Source organism: Vibrio sp. CCUG 15886, from assembly GCF_028570825.1.
Taxonomy (GTDB): Bacteria; Pseudomonadota; Gammaproteobacteria; order Enterobacterales; family Vibrionaceae; genus Vibrio; species Vibrio vulnificus_B.
Map to the genome: position 1 here is coordinate 1 of NZ_JAQQBT010000017.1, position 20,329 is coordinate 20,329.

At 48.1% G+C, this 20,329-nt stretch carries 23 protein-coding genes; 13 read left to right on the forward strand and 10 right to left on the reverse strand.

What is annotated here, in order from left to right; translation table 11 throughout:
• Positions 1-99 precede the first annotated feature (99 nt).
• The gene (locus PQQ36_RS19090; RefSeq protein WP_039554999.1) at positions 100-654 is read left to right on the forward strand and encodes a gamma carbonic anhydrase family protein; all 555 of its coding nucleotides are present in this window, start codon (positions 100-102) and stop codon (positions 652-654) included.
• Position 655: 1 nt separating this feature from the next.
• Here the strand turns inward: PQQ36_RS19090 and PQQ36_RS19095 are convergent, their stop codons facing one another.
• The 4 genes from PQQ36_RS19095 to PQQ36_RS19110 all read right to left on the reverse strand — a co-directional run bounded on the left by PQQ36_RS19095 (position 656) and on the right by PQQ36_RS19110 (position 3,395).
• Positions 656-919: a DUF1488 domain-containing protein gene (locus tag PQQ36_RS19095; protein WP_011079091.1), complete on the reverse strand. Its 264-nt coding sequence runs from the start codon at positions 917-919 to the stop codon at positions 656-658.
• A 3-nt stretch (positions 920-922) separates the two neighbouring features.
• Positions 923-1,756 (reverse strand): shikimate dehydrogenase, encoded by an 834-nt coding sequence (gene aroE / locus PQQ36_RS19100; RefSeq protein ID WP_039555001.1) that lies wholly within the window; start codon positions 1,754-1,756, stop codon positions 923-925.
• Between the two features lie 135 nt (positions 1,757-1,891).
• Complete coding sequence (hemF, locus tag PQQ36_RS19105; protein ID WP_273662224.1) at positions 1,892-2,809, reverse strand: oxygen-dependent coproporphyrinogen oxidase; 918 nt, start codon at positions 2,807-2,809, stop codon at positions 1,892-1,894.
• A 28-nt stretch (positions 2,810-2,837) separates the two neighbouring features.
• Positions 2,838-3,395: an L-threonylcarbamoyladenylate synthase gene (locus tag PQQ36_RS19110; protein ID WP_013570891.1), complete on the reverse strand. Its 558-nt coding sequence runs from the start codon at positions 3,393-3,395 to the stop codon at positions 2,838-2,840.
• Positions 3,396-3,575: 180 nt separating this feature from the next.
• On the opposite strand from PQQ36_RS19110, the gene purE reads away from it, so the two are divergent.
• Both purE and PQQ36_RS19120 read left to right on the forward strand, forming a co-directional pair.
• Positions 3,576-4,061 (forward strand): 5-(carboxyamino)imidazole ribonucleotide mutase, encoded by a 486-nt coding sequence (gene purE / locus PQQ36_RS19115; RefSeq protein ID WP_157401946.1) that lies wholly within the window; start codon positions 3,576-3,578, stop codon positions 4,059-4,061.
• Between the two features lie 3 nt (positions 4,062-4,064).
• Positions 4,065-5,198: a 5-(carboxyamino)imidazole ribonucleotide synthase gene (locus tag PQQ36_RS19120; protein ID WP_039555007.1), complete on the forward strand. Its 1,134-nt coding sequence runs from the start codon at positions 4,065-4,067 to the stop codon at positions 5,196-5,198.
• Between the two features lie 65 nt (positions 5,199-5,263).
• On the opposite strand, the gene PQQ36_RS19125 is transcribed toward PQQ36_RS19120, so the two are convergent.
• From PQQ36_RS19125 to PQQ36_RS19140, 4 genes are read right to left on the reverse strand one after another with little or no spacing between them, the layout of a single operon-like run.
• Positions 5,264-5,833: a DNA topoisomerase family protein gene (locus PQQ36_RS19125; protein ID WP_039555009.1), complete on the reverse strand. Its 570-nt coding sequence runs from the start codon at positions 5,831-5,833 to the stop codon at positions 5,264-5,266.
• A 23-nt stretch (positions 5,834-5,856) separates the two neighbouring features.
• Positions 5,857-6,336 carry a DUF494 family protein gene (locus PQQ36_RS19130; protein WP_039555010.1) on the reverse strand — a complete coding sequence of 160 codons (480 nt, stop codon included), beginning with the start codon at positions 6,334-6,336 and terminating at the stop codon, positions 5,857-5,859.
• 2 nt (positions 6,337-6,338) lie between these two features.
• Positions 6,339-7,442 (reverse strand): DNA-processing protein DprA, encoded by a 1,104-nt coding sequence (dprA, locus tag PQQ36_RS19135; protein ID WP_225470933.1) that lies wholly within the window; start codon positions 7,440-7,442, stop codon positions 6,339-6,341.
• A complete protein-coding gene (locus PQQ36_RS19140) occupies positions 7,442-8,539 on the reverse strand; it encodes a LysM peptidoglycan-binding domain-containing protein (protein WP_011079082.1) in 1,098 nt (365 codons plus the stop codon). The genes dprA and PQQ36_RS19140 overlap by 1 nt, the downstream gene beginning before the upstream one ends.
• Positions 8,540-8,677: 138 nt before the next feature.
• On the opposite strand from PQQ36_RS19140, the gene def reads away from it, so the two are divergent.
• The 5 genes from def (at position 8,678) to PQQ36_RS19165 (ending at position 14,421) form a co-directional block, all read left to right on the forward strand.
• Positions 8,678-9,190: a peptide deformylase gene (gene def, locus PQQ36_RS19145; RefSeq protein WP_011079081.1), complete on the forward strand. Its 513-nt coding sequence runs from the start codon at positions 8,678-8,680 to the stop codon at positions 9,188-9,190.
• A 31-nt stretch (positions 9,191-9,221) separates the two neighbouring features.
• Positions 9,222-10,169, forward strand: a complete 948-nt coding sequence (gene fmt, locus PQQ36_RS19150; protein ID WP_072605782.1) for a methionyl-tRNA formyltransferase — start codon at positions 9,222-9,224, stop codon at positions 10,167-10,169.
• 83 nt (positions 10,170-10,252) lie between these two features.
• The gene (rsmB, locus tag PQQ36_RS19155; RefSeq protein ID WP_045598841.1) at positions 10,253-11,533 is read left to right on the forward strand and encodes a 16S rRNA (cytosine(967)-C(5))-methyltransferase RsmB; all 1,281 of its coding nucleotides are present in this window, start codon (positions 10,253-10,255) and stop codon (positions 11,531-11,533) included.
• Positions 11,534-11,589: 56 nt separating this feature from the next.
• Positions 11,590-12,966, forward strand: coding sequence for a Trk system potassium transporter TrkA (trkA, locus tag PQQ36_RS19160; RefSeq protein WP_011079078.1), 1,377 nt, complete (start codon positions 11,590-11,592; stop codon positions 12,964-12,966).
• 9 nt (positions 12,967-12,975) lie between these two features.
• The gene (locus tag PQQ36_RS19165; protein ID WP_013570886.1) at positions 12,976-14,421 is read left to right on the forward strand and encodes a TrkH family potassium uptake protein; all 1,446 of its coding nucleotides are present in this window, start codon (positions 12,976-12,978) and stop codon (positions 14,419-14,421) included.
• A gap of 48 nt (positions 14,422-14,469) precedes the next feature.
• Here the strand turns inward: PQQ36_RS19165 and trhA are convergent, their stop codons facing one another.
• Both trhA and PQQ36_RS19175 read right to left on the reverse strand, forming a co-directional pair.
• Entirely contained in the window at positions 14,470-15,114 is a 645-nt protein-coding gene (gene trhA / locus PQQ36_RS19170; protein ID WP_130268258.1) for a PAQR family membrane homeostasis protein TrhA, read from the reverse strand.
• A 137-nt stretch (positions 15,115-15,251) separates the two neighbouring features.
• Positions 15,252-16,061: a sporulation protein gene (locus PQQ36_RS19175; RefSeq protein ID WP_165387327.1), complete on the reverse strand. Its 810-nt coding sequence runs from the start codon at positions 16,059-16,061 to the stop codon at positions 15,252-15,254.
• A 316-nt stretch (positions 16,062-16,377) separates the two neighbouring features.
• Here PQQ36_RS19175 and PQQ36_RS19180 point away from each other — a divergent pair, with 316 nt between their 5' ends.
• From PQQ36_RS19180 to PQQ36_RS19200, 5 genes are all read left to right on the forward strand, one after another.
• Positions 16,378-16,545, forward strand: a complete 168-nt coding sequence (locus PQQ36_RS19180) for a hypothetical protein (RefSeq protein ID WP_011079074.1) — start codon at positions 16,378-16,380, stop codon at positions 16,543-16,545.
• 118 nt (positions 16,546-16,663) lie between these two features.
• Complete coding sequence (locus PQQ36_RS19185) at positions 16,664-16,930, forward strand: YihD family protein (protein WP_013570883.1); 267 nt, start codon at positions 16,664-16,666, stop codon at positions 16,928-16,930.
• 275 nt (positions 16,931-17,205) lie between these two features.
• Positions 17,206-18,627 carry a cytochrome c oxidase accessory protein CcoG gene (gene ccoG, locus PQQ36_RS19190; protein ID WP_130268260.1) on the forward strand — a complete coding sequence of 474 codons (1,422 nt, stop codon included), beginning with the start codon at positions 17,206-17,208 and terminating at the stop codon, positions 18,625-18,627.
• Between the two features lie 51 nt (positions 18,628-18,678).
• Positions 18,679-19,665, forward strand: a complete 987-nt coding sequence (locus tag PQQ36_RS19195) for a serine/threonine protein kinase (RefSeq protein WP_085761427.1) — start codon at positions 18,679-18,681, stop codon at positions 19,663-19,665.
• A gap of 32 nt (positions 19,666-19,697) precedes the next feature.
• Positions 19,698-20,303: a thiol:disulfide interchange protein DsbA/DsbL gene (locus PQQ36_RS19200; RefSeq protein WP_273662234.1), complete on the forward strand. Its 606-nt coding sequence runs from the start codon at positions 19,698-19,700 to the stop codon at positions 20,301-20,303.
• Positions 20,304-20,329 lie beyond the last annotated feature (26 nt).

Consider the following 20,329-nt stretch of genomic DNA (forward strand, 5'->3'; position numbering starts at 1 on the left):
GATTTTTCTATCGTTTGAGTGTTTTTTATTCTAAACGATGAGTTTTTGCTACTCTTCTCACCCGATATCACCATTCATCAGGCTTTATTAGGAGGAAAAATGAGTTCGATTAGAAGTTATAAAGGCATTCATCCCCAAATAGGCGAACGCGTCTATATCGATTCAACCTCAGTCATTGTCGGTGATATTCGAATAGGTGATGATTCGAGTATTTGGCCATTGGTTGCGGCACGTGGCGATGTTAACCATATCCACATTGGCGCTCGCACTAACATTCAAGATGGCAGCGTGCTGCACGTAACCCATAAAAACGCAGAAAATCCTCATGGCTACCCTTTGCTGATTGGTAATGACGTGACCATTGGCCACAAAGTGATGCTGCACGGCTGCGATATTCACGATCGTGTGTTGGTTGGTATGGGGGCGATTGTTTTAGATGCTGTCGTGGTTGAATCGGACGTGATGATTGGTGCGGGCAGTCTAGTACCGCCAGGGAAAAGATTAGAAAGCGGCTATCTTTATGTTGGTAGCCCAGTAAAACAAGCTCGCCCTCTATCAGAGAAAGAACGAGCTTTTTTACTAAAGTCAGCGGACAACTATGTCCAAAACAAGAATGACTATTTAACTGAAGTAAAAGACCTTCATGAAAGATAAACTAATCGATAATGATATGGCCTTCTTCGTTGAAGGCTTCATCTTCTATTAACTCTTCTGCTATTTCTTCCAGATCAAATCGGTAATCAATAAAAGCAGCGATCACCGCTTGCTCAGTATCGAGCTCTAAGCCCGATAATTTTTCTAGCTTATGTTTCGCCACAAAACACTCTATTAGTGCACCCGATTGTTGCGCGGCGAAGTTCACTGATTGTGACGCTTCATCCCAAGATTGCATGTCTGGAAATAAGATGGCTTGATTCATCGCTTATAGCCCTTCAAGATTTTTTCTTAACTCGCGCAAGATTTGTTTAGACCCGGGACGCAACCCTCTCCATAGCATGAAACTTTCGGCAGCTTGCCCAACCAACATACCCAACCCGTCATAGGCATGAGCAGCGCCGTGTTGCTTAGCCCATTGATTGAAGGTGGTATCGCCCTTGCCATACATCATGTCATAGCTAGTACTGTTGGCGGCAAATATAGATGAAGAGAGGGCAGGTAACTCACCACTCAATGAGGCAGACGTAGAGTTGATAATAACATCGTACTCTTCCGTCACTGTATTCATCTCTTTTGCGATAACAGATCCATAGGCAGCAAACAACACAGCCAGTTCTTCAGCTTTAGAGAAAGTACGATTCGTAATGGTGAGAGAGGTTGGTTTCTGGTCGAGTAGTGGTTTAAGCACGCCACGAGCGGCACCACCAGCGCCTATCACTAGAATACGTGCACCTGCTAACACAACTTGGTGCTGCAACAAGTCTTGCACAAGGCCAGCGCCATCAGTGTTGTCACCAATGATATCGCCATCATCCAGTTTTTTTAGTGTATTCACTGCGCCAGCCAATTGGGCTCGCTCTGTTAAACGACTCGCAAACTGATACGCCTCTTCCTTAAAAGGTAAAGTCACATTGCACCCTTTTCCCCCTTCAGCAAAAAACGCTTTCACTGCCTCAACAAACCCCTCTTTTGGCGCGGTTTCTGCGGTGTAGATTAAAGGCTGGTTGGTTTGGCGAGCAAACAAGGTGTGAATAAATGGCGATTTACTGTGTTCGATAGGGTTACCAAACACGGCATAACGATCGATTTGTTGAGTCATTTCCTTACCTTTGTTGTTCTTACCGAGCTATTTCGCTCTTGTTTAGCTATAGCGAAAACAGGGCCATCTGATTAACGATGACCCTATCACTATCTATCTATATAGAAAAGAGCAATAGAAGAGGAGATTCCTTTCTTACCATTCTTTCGGTTTTAAGTAATGCTGGTAAAGGCTTGCTTCTGGCGAATCAGCCTGCGGTTCATAGCTGTATTCCCAGCGAGCCAGTGGTGGCATCGACATCAAAATCGACTCCGTACGCCCCCCACTTTGTAAGCCAAACAAAGTCCCGCGATCATACACTAGGTTAAACTCAACATAGCGGCCACGGCGATACAACTGGAATTCGCGTTCACGCTCGCCATATTCTGTCACTTTACGACGCTCAACAATGGGTAAGTAAGCATCGCAATACCCTTCACCAACGGCTTTGATGTAGTCAAAGCACTTATCAAACTCCCACTGATTGAGGTCATCAAAAAACAGGCCGCCGATGCCTCGAGTTTCACCGCGGTGAGGCAAATAAAAATAGTCATCACACCAAGCTTTATGCTGCGCATACACATCAGCACCAAAAGGCGCGCACACTTCCTTGGCGGTGTTGTGCCAAAATTGGCAATCCTCTTCAAACGGATAGAAGGGAGTTAAGTCAAACCCACCACCAAACCACCAGATCGGTGCTTCCCCCTCTTTTTCAGCAATGAAGAAACGCACGTTTGCATGCGATGTCGGAACGTAAGGATTGTGAGGATGCATGACGAGCGAAACGCCCATGGCTTCGAATCGGCGCCCAGCCAATTCTGGACGATGCGCCGTTGCAGAAGCTGGCATTGCATTACCCTGCACATGGGAGAAGTTAACCCCCCCTTGCTCAAACACGTTGCCATCACGCATAACGCGCGTCCGGCCACCGCCACCCAATCGATCTCCTGGCTCTCGATGCCAAGCGTCTTCTATAAATGTTGCTTTGCCATCTTCTTGTTCAAGTCGTTGACAAATTTGATCTTGTAACTGCATCAAGTAAAGCTTGACGGCTTCTTTATCTATTGTGGACATCTAAACTACCTTTTGAAGCTGAGCAGGGTTATCCCTGTCTTAATAATTGTTCTGTACGAGCATCGCGGATTTCACTAGGTCGATGGCGCTCACCAATCTCACCAAACAAAATGACAGAGATCTGGCTGCCCAATTGGTCTTGAACCTGCTCAACGGTTTTACACTCCGTTTGGCCCGACAAATTCGCACTGGTAGAGGTTAGCGGCTTTCCATACTCACTGCACAACTTTTGCACCAAAGGATGATCACTCACACGAACCGCAACGGTCTGACGATAGCCCGTGACGAGCGCCGATGCCCGAGCACTTGCAGGCATGACCCATGTATAAGGACCGGGCCAAGTGGCAAAAACTCGCTGAAGTTGCTCCGCTGACAAGCTTGTTAAATCGAGATACGGTTGGAGCTGTTGAAAATCAGCAGCGATCAAAATCAAGCCTTTGTCACTGGGTCGCTGTTTAATCGTCAAAAGACGCTCAATGGCCACCTCATTATCAGGATCGCAACCTAAGCCAAACACTCCCTCTGTCGGGTAAGCCACCACTTGACCTTGCTTTAACGCCTTCACGACTTGTTGTAAATTACTCACCACTTCTTCTCTCTAGACACTCAACCTATTACAAATAAGCCAATAACCAGCCGAATGCCAGCGAAAAACGCGCATGGTGGTTTTCACTCAAACGCAAACGTTTGCTTGAGGTAAAAAACCTCGTATAATGCGCACAAAATTGATCAGCTCACCCAATTATGCAGCTTGAAGGAGTTTGAGATGAAAGTCGGTATCATCATGGGTTCTAAATCAGATTGGCCAACCATGAAACTGGCAGCAGAAATGCTGGACAGATTTGGCGTGGAATACGAAACCAAAGTGGTTTCAGCACATCGAACTCCTCATCTCCTTGCTGAATATGCCTCAACCGCCAAAGAACGTGGGTTGAAAGTGATTATTGCCGGTGCAGGTGGCGCGGCGCATTTGCCGGGCATGGCAGCGGCATTTACCTGCTTGCCCGTTTTGGGCGTACCCGTGCAATCACGTGCTTTATCAGGGCTCGACTCCCTCTACTCTATTGTGCAAATGCCAAAAGGCATCGCAGTAGGTACATTGGCCATTGGTGAAGCCGGTGCCGCAAACGCGGGTCTTCTCGCTGCGCAAATCCTTGGAACTCACGACGAAAATATCATGGCTAAAGTTGAAGCCTTCCGCAGTGAGCAAACTGAAAGCGTCCTCGCTAACCCAAATCCTGCAGAGGACTAAATCATGCACGTATTGGTTCTAGGCGCAGGGCAATTGGCACGCATGATGTCGTTAGCCGGTGCGCCTTTGAATATTCAGATTTCTGCCTACGATGTGACAACGGGTGATGTCGTTCACCCTTTGACATTGCATCTCCTTGGTCACGGCTTGGAGCAAGCGATTGAACACGTTGATGTGATCACAGCAGAGTTTGAACACATTCCTCATGACGTATTGGCGATCTGCCAAGCGAGTGGCAAGTTTCTTCCAAGCAGTGAGGCGATTAAGGCTGGTGGTGATCGTCGTTTGGAAAAAGCCTTGCTTGACCATGCGGGCGTACGCAATGCCAATTACTACGTCATTGAAACGCGTGAAGACTTCAATAAAGCGATTGAACACGTTGGGATACCTATGGTGTTGAAAAGCGCATTAGGTGGCTATGATGGTAAAGGGCAATGGCGCTTAAAAGATGCCGCACAAATTGAAACCCTTTGGCAAGAAATGGCAGCTTGTATCGCTGCTACGCCAACTCAAGCGATTGTCGCTGAAGAATTTGTTCCATTTCAACGTGAAGTTTCATTGATTGGCGCTCGTGGTAAAGAAGGGCAAATCGAAGTCTACCCACTGGCAGAAAACATTCACGTTAATGGCGTGTTAAGCCTTTCAACGGCAATCGACTCACCGGACCTACAAGAGCAAGCCAAACACATGTTTACTGCTGTTGCTGAAACATTGAACTACGTTGGTGTGTTGGCGCTTGAATTTTTCGATGTCGACGGACAATTGCTGGTCAATGAAATTGCACCTCGAGTTCATAACTCCGGCCATTGGACCCAGCAAGGAGCAGAAACTTGCCAGTTTGAAAATCACTTGCGTGCCGTTTGTGGCTTACCACTTGGGAGCACTAAGCTGGTTCGTGAAACCTCAATGATCAACATCCTTGGTGAAGATACTCTGCCCGCTAGCGTGATGGCAATGGATGGTTGCCATATTCATTGGTATGGAAAAGAGAAACGCGCAGGTCGAAAAATGGGCCATATCAACGTGTGTGGTGATTACAGCGGAGAGCTACAGCGCCGCCTTTGTGCTCTCGCCAATGTATTGGATGAGAAAGCCTTTCCAGCGGTACATGAGTTTGCCAAAAAGTGGCAAGCGTAGTCGCCCTTTCGGCTTTTAAACAGATAGCAAAAGGGTCGTCATGTGCGACCCTTTTCAATGTGAGCTCAACGCGATTGAGTATGCTGGCATTTGCGGCTTGCGCATTGTAGCTTCACACCACTGGCGAGTTTCTTCTCGACCAACAAGGGAAAACCGCATGTTTCACAATGCCCTTTGACTGGCGGTAAGTTCACCGCAAACTTACACTTCGGATAGTTATCACAGGCATAGAAGGTTTTACCAAAGCGGGTTTTACGCTCAACTAAGTGTCCTTTGCCACACTCAGGGCAAGCAAACAACGCTTTGGAATTCTGCTCAGGTTCAGGCTGATTGATTGGTTCAATGTGATGACAATGTGGGTAATGACTGCAACCGACAAACATGCCGTAACGTCCCTGACGAAGCACCAACTCGTTCCCGCACTCAGGGCAAGCAACCCCCAATTCTTTGACGATATGGCCATCATTTTGATGAAGGGGCTTGACGTAATCGCACTGTGGGTACTGATTACACCCCAAAAACGCCCCATGCTTACCGTGTTTTAACACCAACTCTCCAGCACATTGCGGACAAGGCGTATGCTCAAGCGCATGCTCGTGAGCGGAAAACAAAGTGCGATCAATTTTACTACTCATAGCTACCGTATTCGCGGAACAGTTTAATGAAGAATGCCTTGCTCTTTGGTGTATAACAGCTCTTCCATTAGCGTGTAGGCGTTCTCGTTGCCGGGAACATTGAATAGCACCATCAAAATAATCCACTTGAGATCTTCAAGTTCAAACTCGTTGGTTTCCAATCCCATCACTCGATCGATAACCATTTCACGAGTCTCAGTGGTTAACACATTGATCTGTTCTAGAAACAACAAAAAGCCGCGACATTCTAGATCCAATCGTTGGATCTCTTTAGGTGTGTACACTCGTGTTGAAGAGATTGCACTGCAACGCGAAATCGCAGAATGATCATCACTTTTTTGTAATGCTGCCAGCTCTTCTAACCAAAGAAGGGCTTTGTAGATATCTTGCTGGTGAAATCCTGCTCGAAGCAATTCGTCTTCAAGCTCATCTTGATCCACTTGTAAATCTGCATCGCTATGGATGTAGGTTTCAAATAGATACATCAGTATATCCATCATCATAGCTAGCCCCTCCCCCTTCGAATATAGCCACCGTTAACTGCAACAACATGCCCTGAAAGCTCAAGCTCCAAGAGCTGCATCATGACTTCTTGCACAGGTATATTGGTCCTGTTTGCTAGAATATCAACTGGTGTAGCCTCATTACCTACGTTAGCTAACAGCTGAGGAAATGGCAATTGTTCTTCCGTATTAGAGGAAGAAAATAAATCCGCTTGTTGGTTTGTCGACCAGTCGAGCAAAGTTTGCACTTCACTCAGCACATCTTCTACCCCAGTGACTAAACACGCTCCGCTTTTTATCAGCAAGTTTCCGCCGCGTGCATTGGTAATATGGAGAGAGTTAGGCAAAGCAAAGACTTCTCGACCTTGCTCAGCGGCATAACGGGCGGTAATCAAAGAACCGCTTTTCTCTGCCGCTTCGACCACCAAAACCCCCAGAGACAAGCCACTAATGATTCGATTTCGACGAGGAAAATGTTCGGCTTTGGCTTTAGTATTGGGACGAAACTCCGAAACCAGCGCACCTTGCTGACCAATTCTCTCGGCAAGGCCTTTGTGGCGAGCGGGATAAATATGTTGAAAGCCCGAACCAAGAACGGCAACGGTTTCGCCTCCCGCCGTCAGCGCACCATCATGGGCATGGCCATCAATCCCAAGCGCTAAACCACTGGTCACCACCAACCCATGCTGTACCAGTTGAGCCGCAAAGTCGCGAGCATGTTGCAACCCTTGCATGGTCGCATGACGACTCCCCACCAGCGCAATTTGTGGCTTAGTTAAACAATGAGGATCACCCTGTACAAACAGTTGGCAGGGTGGTGAAGCCGTTTCCTTAAGCAGCGGCGGATATAGGCCATCATGAAGGGTAAGAATATGATGCTGGGAGGAAAGCTGCTGCCATTGAAGGGCGGCTTCAGCGTCTTGCTGAGCACTACTTCGCAAGGTGATGATTTGCTGGGACGACAGCCCCAGCGACAGTAGCTGCTCTTGGGAATAACGCAGAATATTGATCGGGGAATCAATACTGAGTAACTTGGTTAGCTTCTTAACCCCAATATTGGGCGTAAAACTGAGTGCTAACCAAGCATGCAGTTCATCTTGACTCATCAAGGCGTTTGCGCCGTGACTGATTCGTCAACTTGCACTGGCGCCACGACCAAAATGTCACGGCTGATCGGTTGAGTACTGCGGGTGATCAACGCCAAGCTGAAGTATTCGTAAGGACGAATGATCATCAACTCACCAATGCGACTTTTCGGCAAGGATATCTCATCGGAAGAACCACTTTTCTCGTAGCTGAATTGGCTGTCACTGCTACGATAAACGTTGTTTGAGGCTTTATAGAGTTCGAAAATATGCCCTTGGCGTAAATTGTCCACTTTCCCTTTGTCCAAAATTACCACTTGGCTTGGTGCACTGTAATCGATGCCATCAATACTGCCCAATATCTTGGCATCAACATCTTGAGGGGCAGGCGCCGGATAAAAGGTCGTAGACAGTTCTTCGACGAGGTTTTCAGATTGAGGCAATGCAATGTCGTTGATCAATACTTCTTGTCGCTGACTGGTCACTTCAATACCGGAATAGTCTTGTGCCGATTCTTTAAGCTCACCTTGTGCAACCACACGTAGCGCGATCATGTTGGCATCGGGATCTGCTCGTTCAAACTCTTGCACTTGACGATAAATCGCCCAATGGGTTTCCGTTTGTTGGCCGCTGATGAAAATACGCTCGTCTTTGGCAAGGTATTTTCGTCCATCGCTGGTTCCCATCACGCGCGCGACACTGCTGAGCTTCTCTTTACTCAGCAGTCGGTCAGATTGCAAATAAGGCAGAACCAACCCTTCATCCACTGTTGGTACCGCTTTTTTCTCCGTGATTCGAGCTTTCGGGCTCAATGTCACCACCGGTTTTAAACTCAACATCGGCTGACCGTTTTTCCAAACTAACGACAGCTTATCGCCAGGGTAGATTAAATGAGGGTTATCAATATCAGGGTTGATCTGCCACAAACGCGGCCACAACCAAGGGCTATCCAAATAGAGCGCTGAAATATCCCAAAGGGTATCTCCTTTTACGACGACATAAGTTTGAGGTGCGTCTGGCTTGATGTTTAACGGAGCTGGCGACTCCTGGGCAGCCACACTCACACTAAACAACAAGGGTAACAATGCGCGTGAAGCGGCTTGCAGCACTGAGTTCATGCCTTAACTCCTAGATGGATTAGCGAAGCGACAAATGGGAAATTGCTGCTAGGATGCTGTCATTTAGGCTATAAAATGTCTAGAATTGAGCCAACAAGGTTTGTGCTGTTTCGGCACAGTTCAACATTTCGAGTGCATATGTCTGTATTACAAGTATTAACATTCCCGGATGATCGTCTTCGTACAGTAGCCAAACCGGTTGAAAAGGTGACACCAGAGATCCAAAAAATCGTCGATGACATGATAGAAACCATGTACGACGAAGAAGGCATTGGTCTGGCGGCAACGCAAGTCGACATCCATCAACGTATTGTGGTGATTGATATTTCTGAGAGCCGTAACGAGCCGATGGTGTTAATCAATCCCGAAATTTTAGAAAAGCGTGGCGAAGATGGCATTGAAGAGGGCTGTCTATCGGTCCCAGGTGCCCGCGCACTCGTGCCACGCGCCGCTGAAGTCACGGTTAAAGCGTTAGATCGTGATGGTCATGAATTTACCCTCGAAGCCGATGATTTGCTGGCTATCTGTATTCAACACGAATTGGATCACCTGCAAGGTAAGCTGTTTGTCGACTACCTATCACCGCTAAAGCGCAAGCGTATCCAAGACAAGCTAGCCAAAATCAAACGCTTTAACGAGAAACAGCGCTAAATTGCGCTGATACCATAAGAAGGAAGGTACCTTGAGCAAGCCTTTACGTATTGTATTTGCAGGTACTCCGGACTTCGCCGCCCAACATTTGGCGGCGTTGTTGTCTTCGGAGCATGAAGTCATTGCAGTTTACACCCAACCTGATCGCCCAGCCGGTCGCGGGAAAAAACTCACGGCAAGCCCTGTCAAAACCATTGCTTTGGAACACAACATTCCGGTTTACCAACCAGAAAACTTTAAGTCTGACGAAGCCAAGCAAGCCCTCGCGGATCTCAATGCTGACATCATGGTCGTGGTCGCTTATGGCTTGTTATTACCACAAGCGGTGTTAGATACACCAAAATTGGGTTGTATCAATGTCCACGGCTCGATTCTGCCTCGCTGGCGTGGCGCAGCACCGATTCAGCGCTCTATTTGGGCGGGTGATGCTGAAACGGGCGTGACCATCATGCAAATGGACATCGGCTTAGATACCGGCGACATGCTGAAAATTGCCACGCTGCCGATCGACGCAAGCGATACCAGCGCCACCATGTACGATAAATTGGCCAAACTTGGCCCTGTGGCACTGGTTGAGTGTTTAGCCGATATCGCCTCTGGCACAGCCATCGCAATTAAGCAAAATGACGAGCGAGCAAACTACGCCAAGAAACTCAGCAAGGAAGAAGCACGCATCAATTGGCAAGACGATGCAGAGCACATCGAACGTTGTGTTCGTGCTTTCAATCCATGGCCAATGAGCCATTTCGAAGTAGCAGAAAACAGTATTAAAGTGTGGCAAAGCCGCGTCGAAGCCAGCAGTCATGACGCACCCGCGGGGACCATCCTCAAAGCGGATAAAAGCGGCATTTATGTCGCCACTGGCCATGGCTGCCTAGTATTGGAGCAGATCCAAATTCCAGGCAAAAAAGCGATGCCAGTACAAGATGTTCTCAACGCTCGCGCCGCTTGGTTTGAAGTTGGCAGTGTACTGAGTTAACCTGCCAAGCAATCGGGCATTTTTGCCCAGTTTAAGAACTTTACGAGGGCAGAGACGCCCTCTTTAACTTTAAGGTACTCATCATGAATGTTCGCGCTGCGGCTGCCAACGTCTTGTATCAAGTTGTCGACCGAGGCAACTCTCTATCGACCGCCCTTCCTGAAGCTCAACAATCCATTCGCCCTCGCGACCACGCCTTACTGCAAGAGATCTGCTACGGCGCGTTACGCTACCTGCCTCGTTTAGAGAGCATTGCCGGTAAGTTGATGGATAAACCTCTCAAAGGTAAACAACGTGTTTTTCATCACCTCATTTTGGTTGGCTTATACCAGTTAGGTCACATGCGTATTCCGGCACACGCGGCGGTTGGTGAAACGGTGGAAGGCGCACAAGCGCTGAAAGGTCCTCGCTTACGCGGCTTGATCAATGCGGTTTTGCGCAACTATCAGCGTGAACAACAAGCATTGGATGAGTTTTCTGTCAGCCACAATGCCGGCAAATACGCTCACCCAAGTTGGCTACTGAAAATCCTGCAAGATGCTTACCCTGAGCAATGGCAGACGATTGTTGAAGCCAACAATAACAAAGCGCCGATGTGGCTACGCGTGAATCACGCTCATCATGATCGCGACGAATATCTGCAACTGCTCAAAAATGCAAACATTGATAGCACTCTGCACAGTGAAGCGATGGACGCCATAAAATTGGCCGCCCCTTGTGATGTACACAGCTTGCCAGGGTTTGAGCAAGGTTGGGTTTCTGTGCAAGATGCCGCCGCACAGCTGTCGTTTAACTATCTACAACCTAAAGATGGCGAACTGATCCTCGATTGCTGCGCGGCACCTGGTGGTAAAACCGCGCACATTTTAGAACGAGTCTCTGCTCGTGAAGTCGTGGCACTGGACTGCGATGAACAACGCTTGAAAAGAGTGACGGAAAACCTGAAACGCCTCAATCTTCAAGCAAAAGTGATTTGCGGTGATGCACGCAATCCTGAACAATGGTGGCAAGGCGAGCAATTTGACCGTATTTTGCTCGATGCACCTTGCTCTGCAACCGGGGTGATTCGTCGTCACCCTGACATCAAATGGCTGCGCAGAGCAGAAGACATCACTGCGTTAGCACAGTTACAAAGCGAAATTTTTGATGCCATGTGGGCACAACTCAAGCCAGGTGGCACCTTGGTTTACGCCACTTGCTCAATCACCCCAATGGAAAATGTGGAGCAAGTGAAGGCGTTTCTCGCCAGAACCCCAGCAGCACAACTGGTTGGCTCTGAGCGCGAAAATCCTGGTCGCCAAATTCTTCCCGGAGAGGAAGATATGGATGGCTTCTACTATGCCGTGCTGGTTAAGCAAGCATAAGTAAATGGGCGATTGAAGCCTCTTCAGTCGCCTTTTTCGAATCACGAGAACAGAGTATGAAAATCATTATTCTTGGTGCAGGTCAGGTGGGTGGCACACTGGCAGAAAACCTGGTTGGCGAAAACAACGACATCACCATCGTCGATAAGGATGGCGATCGCCTCAGAGAGCTGCAGGATAAATATGACTTGCGAGTGGTGAATGGCCATGCCAGTCACCCAGACGTATTGCATGAAGCAGGCGCACAAGATGCCGATATGCTGGTGGCCGTGACCAATACCGATGAAACCAACATGGCAGCCTGTCAGGTCGCCTTTACTCTGTTTAACACCCCAAACCGCATTGCTCGCATCCGTTCGCCACAATATTTGGCGCAAAAAGAAGCACTGTTTAAATCCGGCGCGATTCCTGTCGATCATTTAATTGCTCCCGAGGAGCTGGTGACCAGCTACATTGAACGTTTGATTCAATACCCAGGTGCGTTGCAAGTGGTGAGCTTTGCGGAAGAAAAAGTCAGCCTCGTTGCCGTAAAAGCCTATTATGGTGGCCCACTGGTGGGTAACGCGCTTTCTGCCTTGCGTGAACACATGCCTCACATTGATACCCGCGTTGCCGCGATTTTCCGCCAAGGTCGTCCGATTCGTCCTCAAGGCACCACCATCATTGAAGCCGATGATGAAGTCTTTTTCGTTGCCGCCAGTAACCACATTCGCTCTGTGATGAGCGAGTTACAGCGACTGGAAAAACCTTATCGCCGCATCATGATCGTCGGTGGTGGTAACATCGGCGCCAGCTTAGCCAAGCGTTTAGAACAAACCTATAGCGTAAAGCTGATTGAGCGCAACCTACAGCGAGCAGAAAAGCTGTCAGAAGAGTTGGAAAACACCATCGTGTTTTGTGGTGATGCCGCCGATCAAGAGCTACTGACGGAAGAAAACATCGACCAAGTCGACGTCTTTATCGCCCTGACCAACGAGGACGAAACCAACATCATGTCGGCGATGTTGGCCAAACGCATGGGTGCCAAAAAAGTGATGGTGCTGATCCAGCGTGGTGCTTACGTCGACCTAGTGCAAGGCGGCGTGATTGATGTGGCCATTTCACCTCAACAAGCGACCATTTCAGCGCTCTTGACCCACGTTCGTCGTGCCGACATCGTTAACGTCTCCTCTCTACGCCGCGGCGCTGCTGAAGCAATTGAAGCGGTTGCACACGGTGATGAAAGCAACTCGAAAGTGGTGGGCCGTGCCGTTGGCGACATCAAACTGCCACCGGGCACCACCATTGGCGCGATTGTGCGTGGTGAAGAGGTGCTCATTGCCCATGACCGCACCGTGATTGAACAAGATGATCACGTAGTGATGTTCTTGGTCGATAAGAAATACGTACCAGACGTCGAAGCCTTGTTCCAGCCGAGCCCATTCTTCCTCTAGGATTTTCCTATGGTGAACTTTCGTCCCGTACTGTTTGTGATTGGGCTAGTGCTTTCTAAGCTCGCCCTTTTCATGTACGTCCCTACCCTTGTGGCCTTTTTTACCGGTACAGGTGGCTTTCTTGATTTCGGCCAAGCGGTGTTGATCACCCATTTTGCCGCGTTTGTCTGCCTGAGCATCGGCCGCACCGCACACTTTAAACTCAGTGTGCGCGATATGTTCCTCATCACCAGTTTGGTATGGACCATTGCCAGCGCGTTTGCCGCGCTACCGTTTATGTTCATCAACCACATCAGCTTTACTGACGCCTACTTCGAAACCATGTCTGGCATCACCACCACCGGTTCCACCGTGCTGAGCGGTTTGGATAACATGGCTCCGAGTATTTTGCTGTGGCGTTCGATCTTACAATGGCTCGGAGGGATTGGCTTTATTGTGATGGCCGTTGCGGTGTTGCCGATGCTAAACGTCGGTGGGATGAAGCTGTTCCAAACGGAATCTTCTGATTGGTCAGACAAAAGCAGCCCAAGAGCCAAAACCGTGGCGAAAAACATTGTGGTGGTGTACTTGGTACTCACCGGGCTCTGTTTGATTGGTTACCTGCTGACCGGTATGAACTTGTTTGATGCCATCAACCATTCCTTCACCACGCTTTCAACGGGTGGCTACTCCACCTCTGACGGTTCCATGAACCATTTTTCTAACGGCGCACACTGGGTCGCCACCTTATTTATGTTCTTGGGTGGTTTGCCATTTTTGTTGTTTGTTTCTGCGATGCGCAAACGCCGCGTAGATGCTTTGATCAAAGACGCTCAAGTACGCGGTTTTACCTACCTGTTTTTAGGCACCAGCTTGGTCATTTCGGCTTGGTTGGTGATTCGTGACGGTTATACCATTGCCGATGCACTGCGCGTGGCGATGTTTAACATTGTTTCTGTGGTGACGACGACGGGTTTTGGTTTAGAGGATTTCACCGCCTGGGGCGCACTCCCTACGACCTTATTTGCGTTTTTGATGATGGCTGGCGCGTGTTCAGGCTCCACTTCTGGCGGTATTAAGATCTTCCGCTTCCAGATCGCCATGACACTGCTGAATAAACAGATCATGAAACTGATTCACCCATCAGGCATTTTTGTCCAACGCTACAATCAACGACCAGTGAATGATGACATTGTGCGCTCTGTGGTGGCGTTTGGTTTAATGTTCTTCATTACCATCATCGCCATTGCGGGCGGCTTAAGCGCGATGGGGCTTGATCCCGTCACCAGTATTTCTGGCTCAATTACCGCAGTGGCCAACGTCGGCCCAGGCATGGGCAGCATCATTGGGCCAACGGGTAACTTTGCCCCGCTGCCTGATGCCGCTAAGTGGCTACTCAGTTTCGGCATGTTGATGGGACGTTTAGAAATTCTCACCTTATTGGTGCTGTTCTTTCCTGCTTTCTGGCGCCGTTAGGTGTTGTCGAAGCTGCGCTCTCTACAGCCCCAAAACAAAGAACCCGGTTTAAACCGGGTTCACATAAAGATAAATCGCTAGGAAGTGACACACACAACCAGCCAATACAAAACAGTGCCAAATGGCATGATTGTAGGGGATCTTCTTGGCTACATAGAAAATAACCCCAAGCGAATAAATCAATCCACCCGCGGCGAGCAGCGTCAAGCCTCCAATGTCTAATGAGATCGCCAGTTGGTAGATCACAATCAGTGACAACCAACCCATCAACAGATAACTCACCAAAGAGAAGCGCTTAAAGCGATAGACAAACGCCACTTTCATAATGATGCCCAACAAGGCTATCGACCAAATCACAATCATTAAGCCGATCGCCAAAGGCGTGCGCAAACTCACCAACAGGAACGGGGTATAACTTCCCGCAATGAGCAGATAAATCGCACTGTGGTCAAAGGTTTTGAGCCAACGTTTCGCCTTAGGATGAGGAATGGCATGGTAAAGCGTCGAGGCCAAAAACAGCACAATGATGCTCGACCCGTAAATCGCCATGCTAGCAATGGTCAGCCCGTCGGCATGGTGCTCCGTGGCTTTCTCCAACAGCATCACCAAACCAACAATACCAAAAATCATGCCTAACCCGTGTGTGACCGCATTCGCCACTTCTTCACGCACACTATATTGACTGACTGACATAGCAAATACACTGAAACCTCTAATGGAATAGTTGATCTAGTATGTCACACTTAGCTTACACGTGTAAGCTAAAAAGGTTAAATTTTGGTTATTTGATGTCAGCTTAAAATGAGGGCGTATTTTTCGCTTTACCATCATCATGTTAGTGAATGGTAGGTCGTTTCTTCTAAATAACCCAGTACTATCTCTCCCGCCTGTTTTGCCGATAAGTTCAGTGGTAACACCAACTCACGCTGTAGTTTTCCTAACCCTAACAAGCTGGCCAACATGCCTCTTCCCCCTTCACGATGGCGATCAATTTCAAACCACAATTTCAGCTCACTCGGAGAACGATACGCCACCACTTCCAGCTCACGCCAACGACCATGAAATGGCCCTGTGGTTGGGACAAACTCGAACTCTTGCACAAAGGGCAGTTCAAAGCCTTTCACTTCTTCACACTCCACTTGGCGAATACGCAGCCCTTGCTCTTCCAAAGCGGTAAAAATGCCGTCCATCATAGGATCAGGCCTTACGGTGAGAATGTCTTTGTCTGTTGGGTCAATCGCCAAAGCGATATCCAAACCAGTTTCCAACCACACTTTGGCATCACCAATGGTAATCGGGGTGTTGAACGGAATGTCTAACGCGACATCAAACACCCGCTCTTCACTCGGTTTGATGACAAATGCGTATGGCAGACTCCAGCTGGCCAGCACATGACTTTGTGGTACACGACGAGTTTGCTGCCCTTGAGAGCTGCTGCCGCGATCTTCTTTCACTTCCGCAATGTAACGACAACACAGCTTCAAATGAATATTGTCGATCTCTTGCTCGCTCGAACCGCCATAAACATGCACCTTAATATTGGCCGCTTGACCAGGGTAAAGCACTTCTTGCTGTAAGATGGAATCGACTTTCGCGCTTCCAATACCAAAACTGGCGAGGGTTTTCTTCAAAAATGACATACGCACCTCCTGCTGCTGTTCTGATAGTACTGATAATTTCTGATTGGGTACTACTATCTAGCTCACATCTCATCGGATATTTATCAATACTGTAACGTTTTGCAGACATTTTTTTATCGCAGCAACTGCTCAACTATCGATCGATCAGCATAACGGTGCTACTCTATGTTCGATATGCATGCATATCATTATTCCTGCACTTTTATTTGGATTGGCGAAAGCCAGAAAGAGCCAACCTTCACTCAACTGAAGCTCAACTCATAAAAATGTAGGCCATTACATTGGCAATGGATATGCCTGACAGTTAGGTAACTTAATGCGCCCAACAACAGTCAGGTTCTCGCACACCAATCGCAGTGCGATGCGTCGTCGTAGCGGCTTTGCAGCAGCTCCGACAAGCAAAAAAACGGCTTCAGGTATGACCTTGGTCGAGAAAAATGCACTTATGCCGCAGACTCCGGCTAAAGTCGTTCAAGCCGCTTAATTAAAAAGCGCAGCCATCGCTGCGCTTTTTTCTTTCTCTCCACTCGGTTTGTTATTTTGCTTCGCCAAGCAATTTGATACCTTTACACCAAAGACCTATAAAATTTGTGGAGAAAGAAATGAAGTGTCACCGTATTGAAGAGCTGCTCGAGCTGCTTGAGCCTGAATGGCAAAAAGACCAACAGATGAACTTACTGCAGTTTATCGTCAAGCTAGCGGGCGAAGCGGGTTATCACGGCAAGCTAGAAGAGCTGACTGACGATGTGCTGATCTACCACCTAAAAATGCGTAACAGTGCGAAAGATGAAATGATTCCAGGCCTGAAAAAAGACCAAGAAGATGATTTCAAAACAGCGATTCTACGCGCACGCGGTATCATTAAATAAGTTAACAACTCATTCACTAAGCGACCTTCTGGTCGCTTTTTTATTTTCTGCCACTGTTCAGCGAAAAATTGCGTTAATTGTCCTGCTTTTTGTTGTTAAAGGTTGATAGCCTTAAAGAAATACAAATGTTATTGATTGTATAATCGTCGTCCATCAGTTTTTACTAAAATATTAGCAAAGCCTGATTGTGTATAAACACATCGGCATTTGTGAGCAAAGTCAGTGAGCGCAAACCAAGAGAAATTGCGCCATTAAAGCCTAAGAAGGATCAATCCATGAGTCAGGATAAAATCGATATCAAAGATGTGACTCCGAAAACCTTTAACCCCAAGACCCACAAAGGTAAGGGGGATCGGTTTAACCCAAACAACCGCATTTACGTACGTGAGAGTAAAGGCACATTCCAAAAACTACGCCGATATGGTGGCTGGTTTTTGCTGCTGCTATTTACTTTAACTCCGTGGATTTCCTACGGCGATCGCCAAGCGATTCTGTTGGATATCGGTAGCCAACAATTTAACTTTTTCGGCACTACCCTCTACCCACAAGACCTGACCTTGCTGGCCTTGCTGTTTATGATTGCCGCCTTTGGTCTGTTTTTCATCACCACCTTTTTGGGCCGAGTGTGGTGTGGCTACTTATGCCCACAAACCGTTTGGACCTTTATGTACATCTGGTTTGAAGAGAAGCTCGAGGGCAGCGCCAACAAGCGCCGCAAGCAAGATTCCGGCAAACTGACGCCCAATCTCGCCATGCGAAAAAGCGCCAAGCATATCGCGTGGTTTGCCATCGCGCTCGCGACAGGCTTTACCTTCGTGGGTTATTTTGTCCCGGTGCGTGAACTGGTGGTGGATTTCTTTACCTTTAACGCCAGCTTCTGGCCTGTTTTCTGGGTGATGTTCTTTGCCATCTGTACCTACGCCAACGCAGGTTGGATGCGCTCTATCGTTTGTTTGCACATGTGCCCTTACGCGCGCTTCCAATCAGCGATGTTTGATAAAGACACCTTTATCGTCGGCTATGACAGTCAACGCGGCGAACAGCGTGGCCCGCGTTCACGCAAAGCCGATCCGAAGCAGCTCGGGTTAGGTGACTGTATTGACTGCGATCTGTGTGTGCAAGTGTGCCCAACGGGGATTGATATTCGTGATGGCCTGCAATACGAGTGTATTAACTGTGGCGCCTGTATCGATGCCTGTAATACCACCATGGATAAAATGGGCTATGAAAAAGGGCTGATCAACTACACCACCGAGCATCGTCTATCTGGGAAACACACCAAAGTCATGCGACCCAAGTTGATCGGTTATGGCTTGGTATTGCTGGTGATGTTGGGTTTGTTCTTCGCACAAATTGCTGCCGTTGACCCTGCGGGCCTCAGCGTGATTCGCGATCGCAACCAGCTGTTCCGCGTCAACAGTGCCGGTGAAGTGGAAAACACCTACACCCTCAAAATCATCAACAAAACTCAACAAGTGCAAGAATATCACTTGGATGTGAAGGGGCTCAGTGAGGTAACTTGGTATGGTAAGCAAACCATTCAGGTCAACCCAGGCGAAGTTCTCAACTTACCACTCAGTCTTGGCGTGGATCCCGAGAAGCTCTCCTCTCCAATTAGCACGATTCAGTTTATACTGGACGACAAGAGCAACGACTTCACCATTGAAGTAGAAAGCCGTTTCATCAAGAAACTGTAACTTCAACCCAATTCATGGACAAAGGCTCAGCAATGAGCCTTTTTATTTACTATGTCGCTAGGCGCATTCAATTTTGACGCATTAACGCCCGATTTTATGTGGTATGCCCTTGAGAGCATCGGCATTCGCGCTGAATCAGGTTTATTGCCTCTCAACAGCTACGAAAACCGCGTATACCAGTTCACCGATGAAGAGCGTCGCCGTTTTGTGGTGAAGTTTTATCGCCCAGAGCGTTGGACGCCGGCACAAATTATTGAAGAACATCAGTTCACTCAAGAGCTGGTGGAAAATGACATTCCTGTCGCCGCTCCGGTCAACATCAACGGTACCACCCTACATCATTATCAAGACTACCAATTTGCCTTGTTCAACAGCGTCGGTGGCCGTCAATTTGAAGTGGATAATCTCGATCAACTCGAGTGGGTTGGCCGCTTCCTCGGTCGAATTCACCAAGTGGGTGCAAAACAGAGATTCCAGCACCGACCTAGCATAGGGCTAGATGAGTACCTCTATCAGCCACGTGCACTCCTGCAACAATGCAACATGATCCCGATGCATTTAGAGAACAGCTTCTTTCAGGATCTCGACCGACTCATCGCCGCCATCGAAGCGCAGTGGCCAAAAAACACTCAAGCTATCCGCTTGCACGGTGATTGTCATCCCGGCAATATTTTATGGCGTGATGGACCGATGTTTGTTGATTTAGATGACGCACGCAATGGGCCAGCGGTTCAAGATCTCTGGATGTTGCTCAATGGTGATCGCCAAGAAAAGCTCATGCAACTCGACATTTTACTGGAGTCATATGGCGAATTTAGTGATTTTTCGCACCAAGAGTTGAAACTGATCGAGCCTTTGCGTGGTCTACGAATGGTGCATTATATGGCATGGTTAGCAAAACGATGGCAAGACCCTGCGTTCCCACTCGCTTTTCCTTGGTTTAATGAGCCAAAATACTGGGAAGGTCAGGTATTGGCGTTTAAAGAACAAATCGCCGCATTGGAAGAACCCCCTCTTTCATTGATGCCACAATGGTAACTGCCTCAATAACATAACGGAGAAATAAATAGATGAAGAAACTGTTCGCGTTTTTTTCGATGCTGTTACTCAGCCTGACAGCCAACGCAGCAACCCAATTTAAAGAAGGTGAACACTACAAGATGCTGGATACGCAAGTTTCTAAAAAGCCCATGGTAAGTGAGTTTTTCTCTTTCTACTGCCCGCACTGTAATACGTTCGAACCTATCATCCAGCAACTCAAAGCACAGTTGCCGGAAGGGGTAAAACTGCAAAAAAACCACGTTTCCTTTATGGGTGGTGCGATGGGGCCGTCAATGAGCAAAGCGTACGCCACCATGATCGCACTTAAAGTCGAAGACAAAATGGTGCCAGTGATGTTCAACCGCATCCACAACATGCGTAAAGCGCCAAAAGATGACGCGGAACTGCGCCAGATCTTCCTTGATGAAGGCATTGATGCGAATAAATTCGATGCAGCCTTTAACGGTTTCGCGGTGGATTCGATGGTGCGCCGTTTTGACAAGCAGTTTAAAGACAGTGGCCTTTCTGGTGTACCTGCGGTGATTGTAAACAACAAATACCTAGTGCAGGCTCAAGGCATCAAAACCATGGATGAGTATTTCGAACTGGTGAACTTCCTGCTGAAAAAACAGTAAACACCCAACAAAAACTCACCAACAAA

What these genes read in the sequence shown, in the direction of transcription:
- PQQ36_RS19090 (WP_039554999.1), top strand. Translation starts at nt 100, where the DNA reads ATGAGTTCGATTAGAAGTTATAAAGGCATTCATCCCCAAATAGGCGAA.
- PQQ36_RS19095 (WP_011079091.1), bottom strand. Translation starts at nt 919, where the DNA reads ATGAATCAAGCCATCTTATTTCCAGACATGCAATCTTGGGATGAAGCG.
- aroE (WP_039555001.1), bottom strand. Translation starts at nt 1,756, where the DNA reads ATGACTCAACAAATCGATCGTTATGCCGTGTTTGGTAACCCTATCGAA.
- hemF (WP_273662224.1), bottom strand. Translation starts at nt 2,809, where the DNA reads ATGTCCACAATAGATAAAGAAGCCGTCAAGCTTTACTTGATGCAGTTA.
- purE (WP_157401946.1), top strand. Translation starts at nt 3,576, where the DNA reads ATGAAAGTCGGTATCATCATGGGTTCTAAATCAGATTGGCCAACCATG.
- PQQ36_RS19120 (WP_039555007.1), top strand. Translation starts at nt 4,065, where the DNA reads ATGCACGTATTGGTTCTAGGCGCAGGGCAATTGGCACGCATGATGTCG.
- PQQ36_RS19125 (WP_039555009.1), bottom strand. Translation starts at nt 5,833, where the DNA reads ATGAGTAGTAAAATTGATCGCACTTTGTTTTCCGCTCACGAGCATGCG.
- PQQ36_RS19130 (WP_039555010.1), bottom strand. Translation starts at nt 6,336, where the DNA reads ATGATGATGGATATACTGATGTATCTATTTGAAACCTACATCCATAGC.
- dprA (WP_225470933.1), bottom strand. Translation starts at nt 7,442, where the DNA reads ATGAGTCAAGATGAACTGCATGCTTGGTTAGCACTCAGTTTTACGCCC.
- PQQ36_RS19140 (WP_011079082.1), bottom strand. Translation starts at nt 8,539, where the DNA reads ATGAACTCAGTGCTGCAAGCCGCTTCACGCGCATTGTTACCCTTGTTG.
- def (WP_011079081.1), top strand. Translation starts at nt 8,678, where the DNA reads ATGTCTGTATTACAAGTATTAACATTCCCGGATGATCGTCTTCGTACA.
- rsmB (WP_045598841.1), top strand. Translation starts at nt 10,253, where the DNA reads ATGAATGTTCGCGCTGCGGCTGCCAACGTCTTGTATCAAGTTGTCGAC.
- trkA (WP_011079078.1), top strand. Translation starts at nt 11,590, where the DNA reads ATGAAAATCATTATTCTTGGTGCAGGTCAGGTGGGTGGCACACTGGCA.
- PQQ36_RS19165 (WP_013570886.1), top strand. Translation starts at nt 12,976, where the DNA reads ATGGTGAACTTTCGTCCCGTACTGTTTGTGATTGGGCTAGTGCTTTCT.
- trhA (WP_130268258.1), bottom strand. Translation starts at nt 15,114, where the DNA reads ATGTCAGTCAGTCAATATAGTGTGCGTGAAGAAGTGGCGAATGCGGTC.
- PQQ36_RS19175 (WP_165387327.1), bottom strand. Translation starts at nt 16,061, where the DNA reads ATGTCATTTTTGAAGAAAACCCTCGCCAGTTTTGGTATTGGAAGCGCG.
- PQQ36_RS19180 (WP_011079074.1), top strand. Translation starts at nt 16,378, where the DNA reads ATGCGCCCAACAACAGTCAGGTTCTCGCACACCAATCGCAGTGCGATG.
- PQQ36_RS19185 (WP_013570883.1), top strand. Translation starts at nt 16,664, where the DNA reads ATGAAGTGTCACCGTATTGAAGAGCTGCTCGAGCTGCTTGAGCCTGAA.
- ccoG (WP_130268260.1), top strand. Translation starts at nt 17,206, where the DNA reads ATGAGTCAGGATAAAATCGATATCAAAGATGTGACTCCGAAAACCTTT.
- PQQ36_RS19195 (WP_085761427.1), top strand. Translation starts at nt 18,679, where the DNA reads ATGTCGCTAGGCGCATTCAATTTTGACGCATTAACGCCCGATTTTATG.
- PQQ36_RS19200 (WP_273662234.1), top strand. Translation starts at nt 19,698, where the DNA reads ATGAAGAAACTGTTCGCGTTTTTTTCGATGCTGTTACTCAGCCTGACA.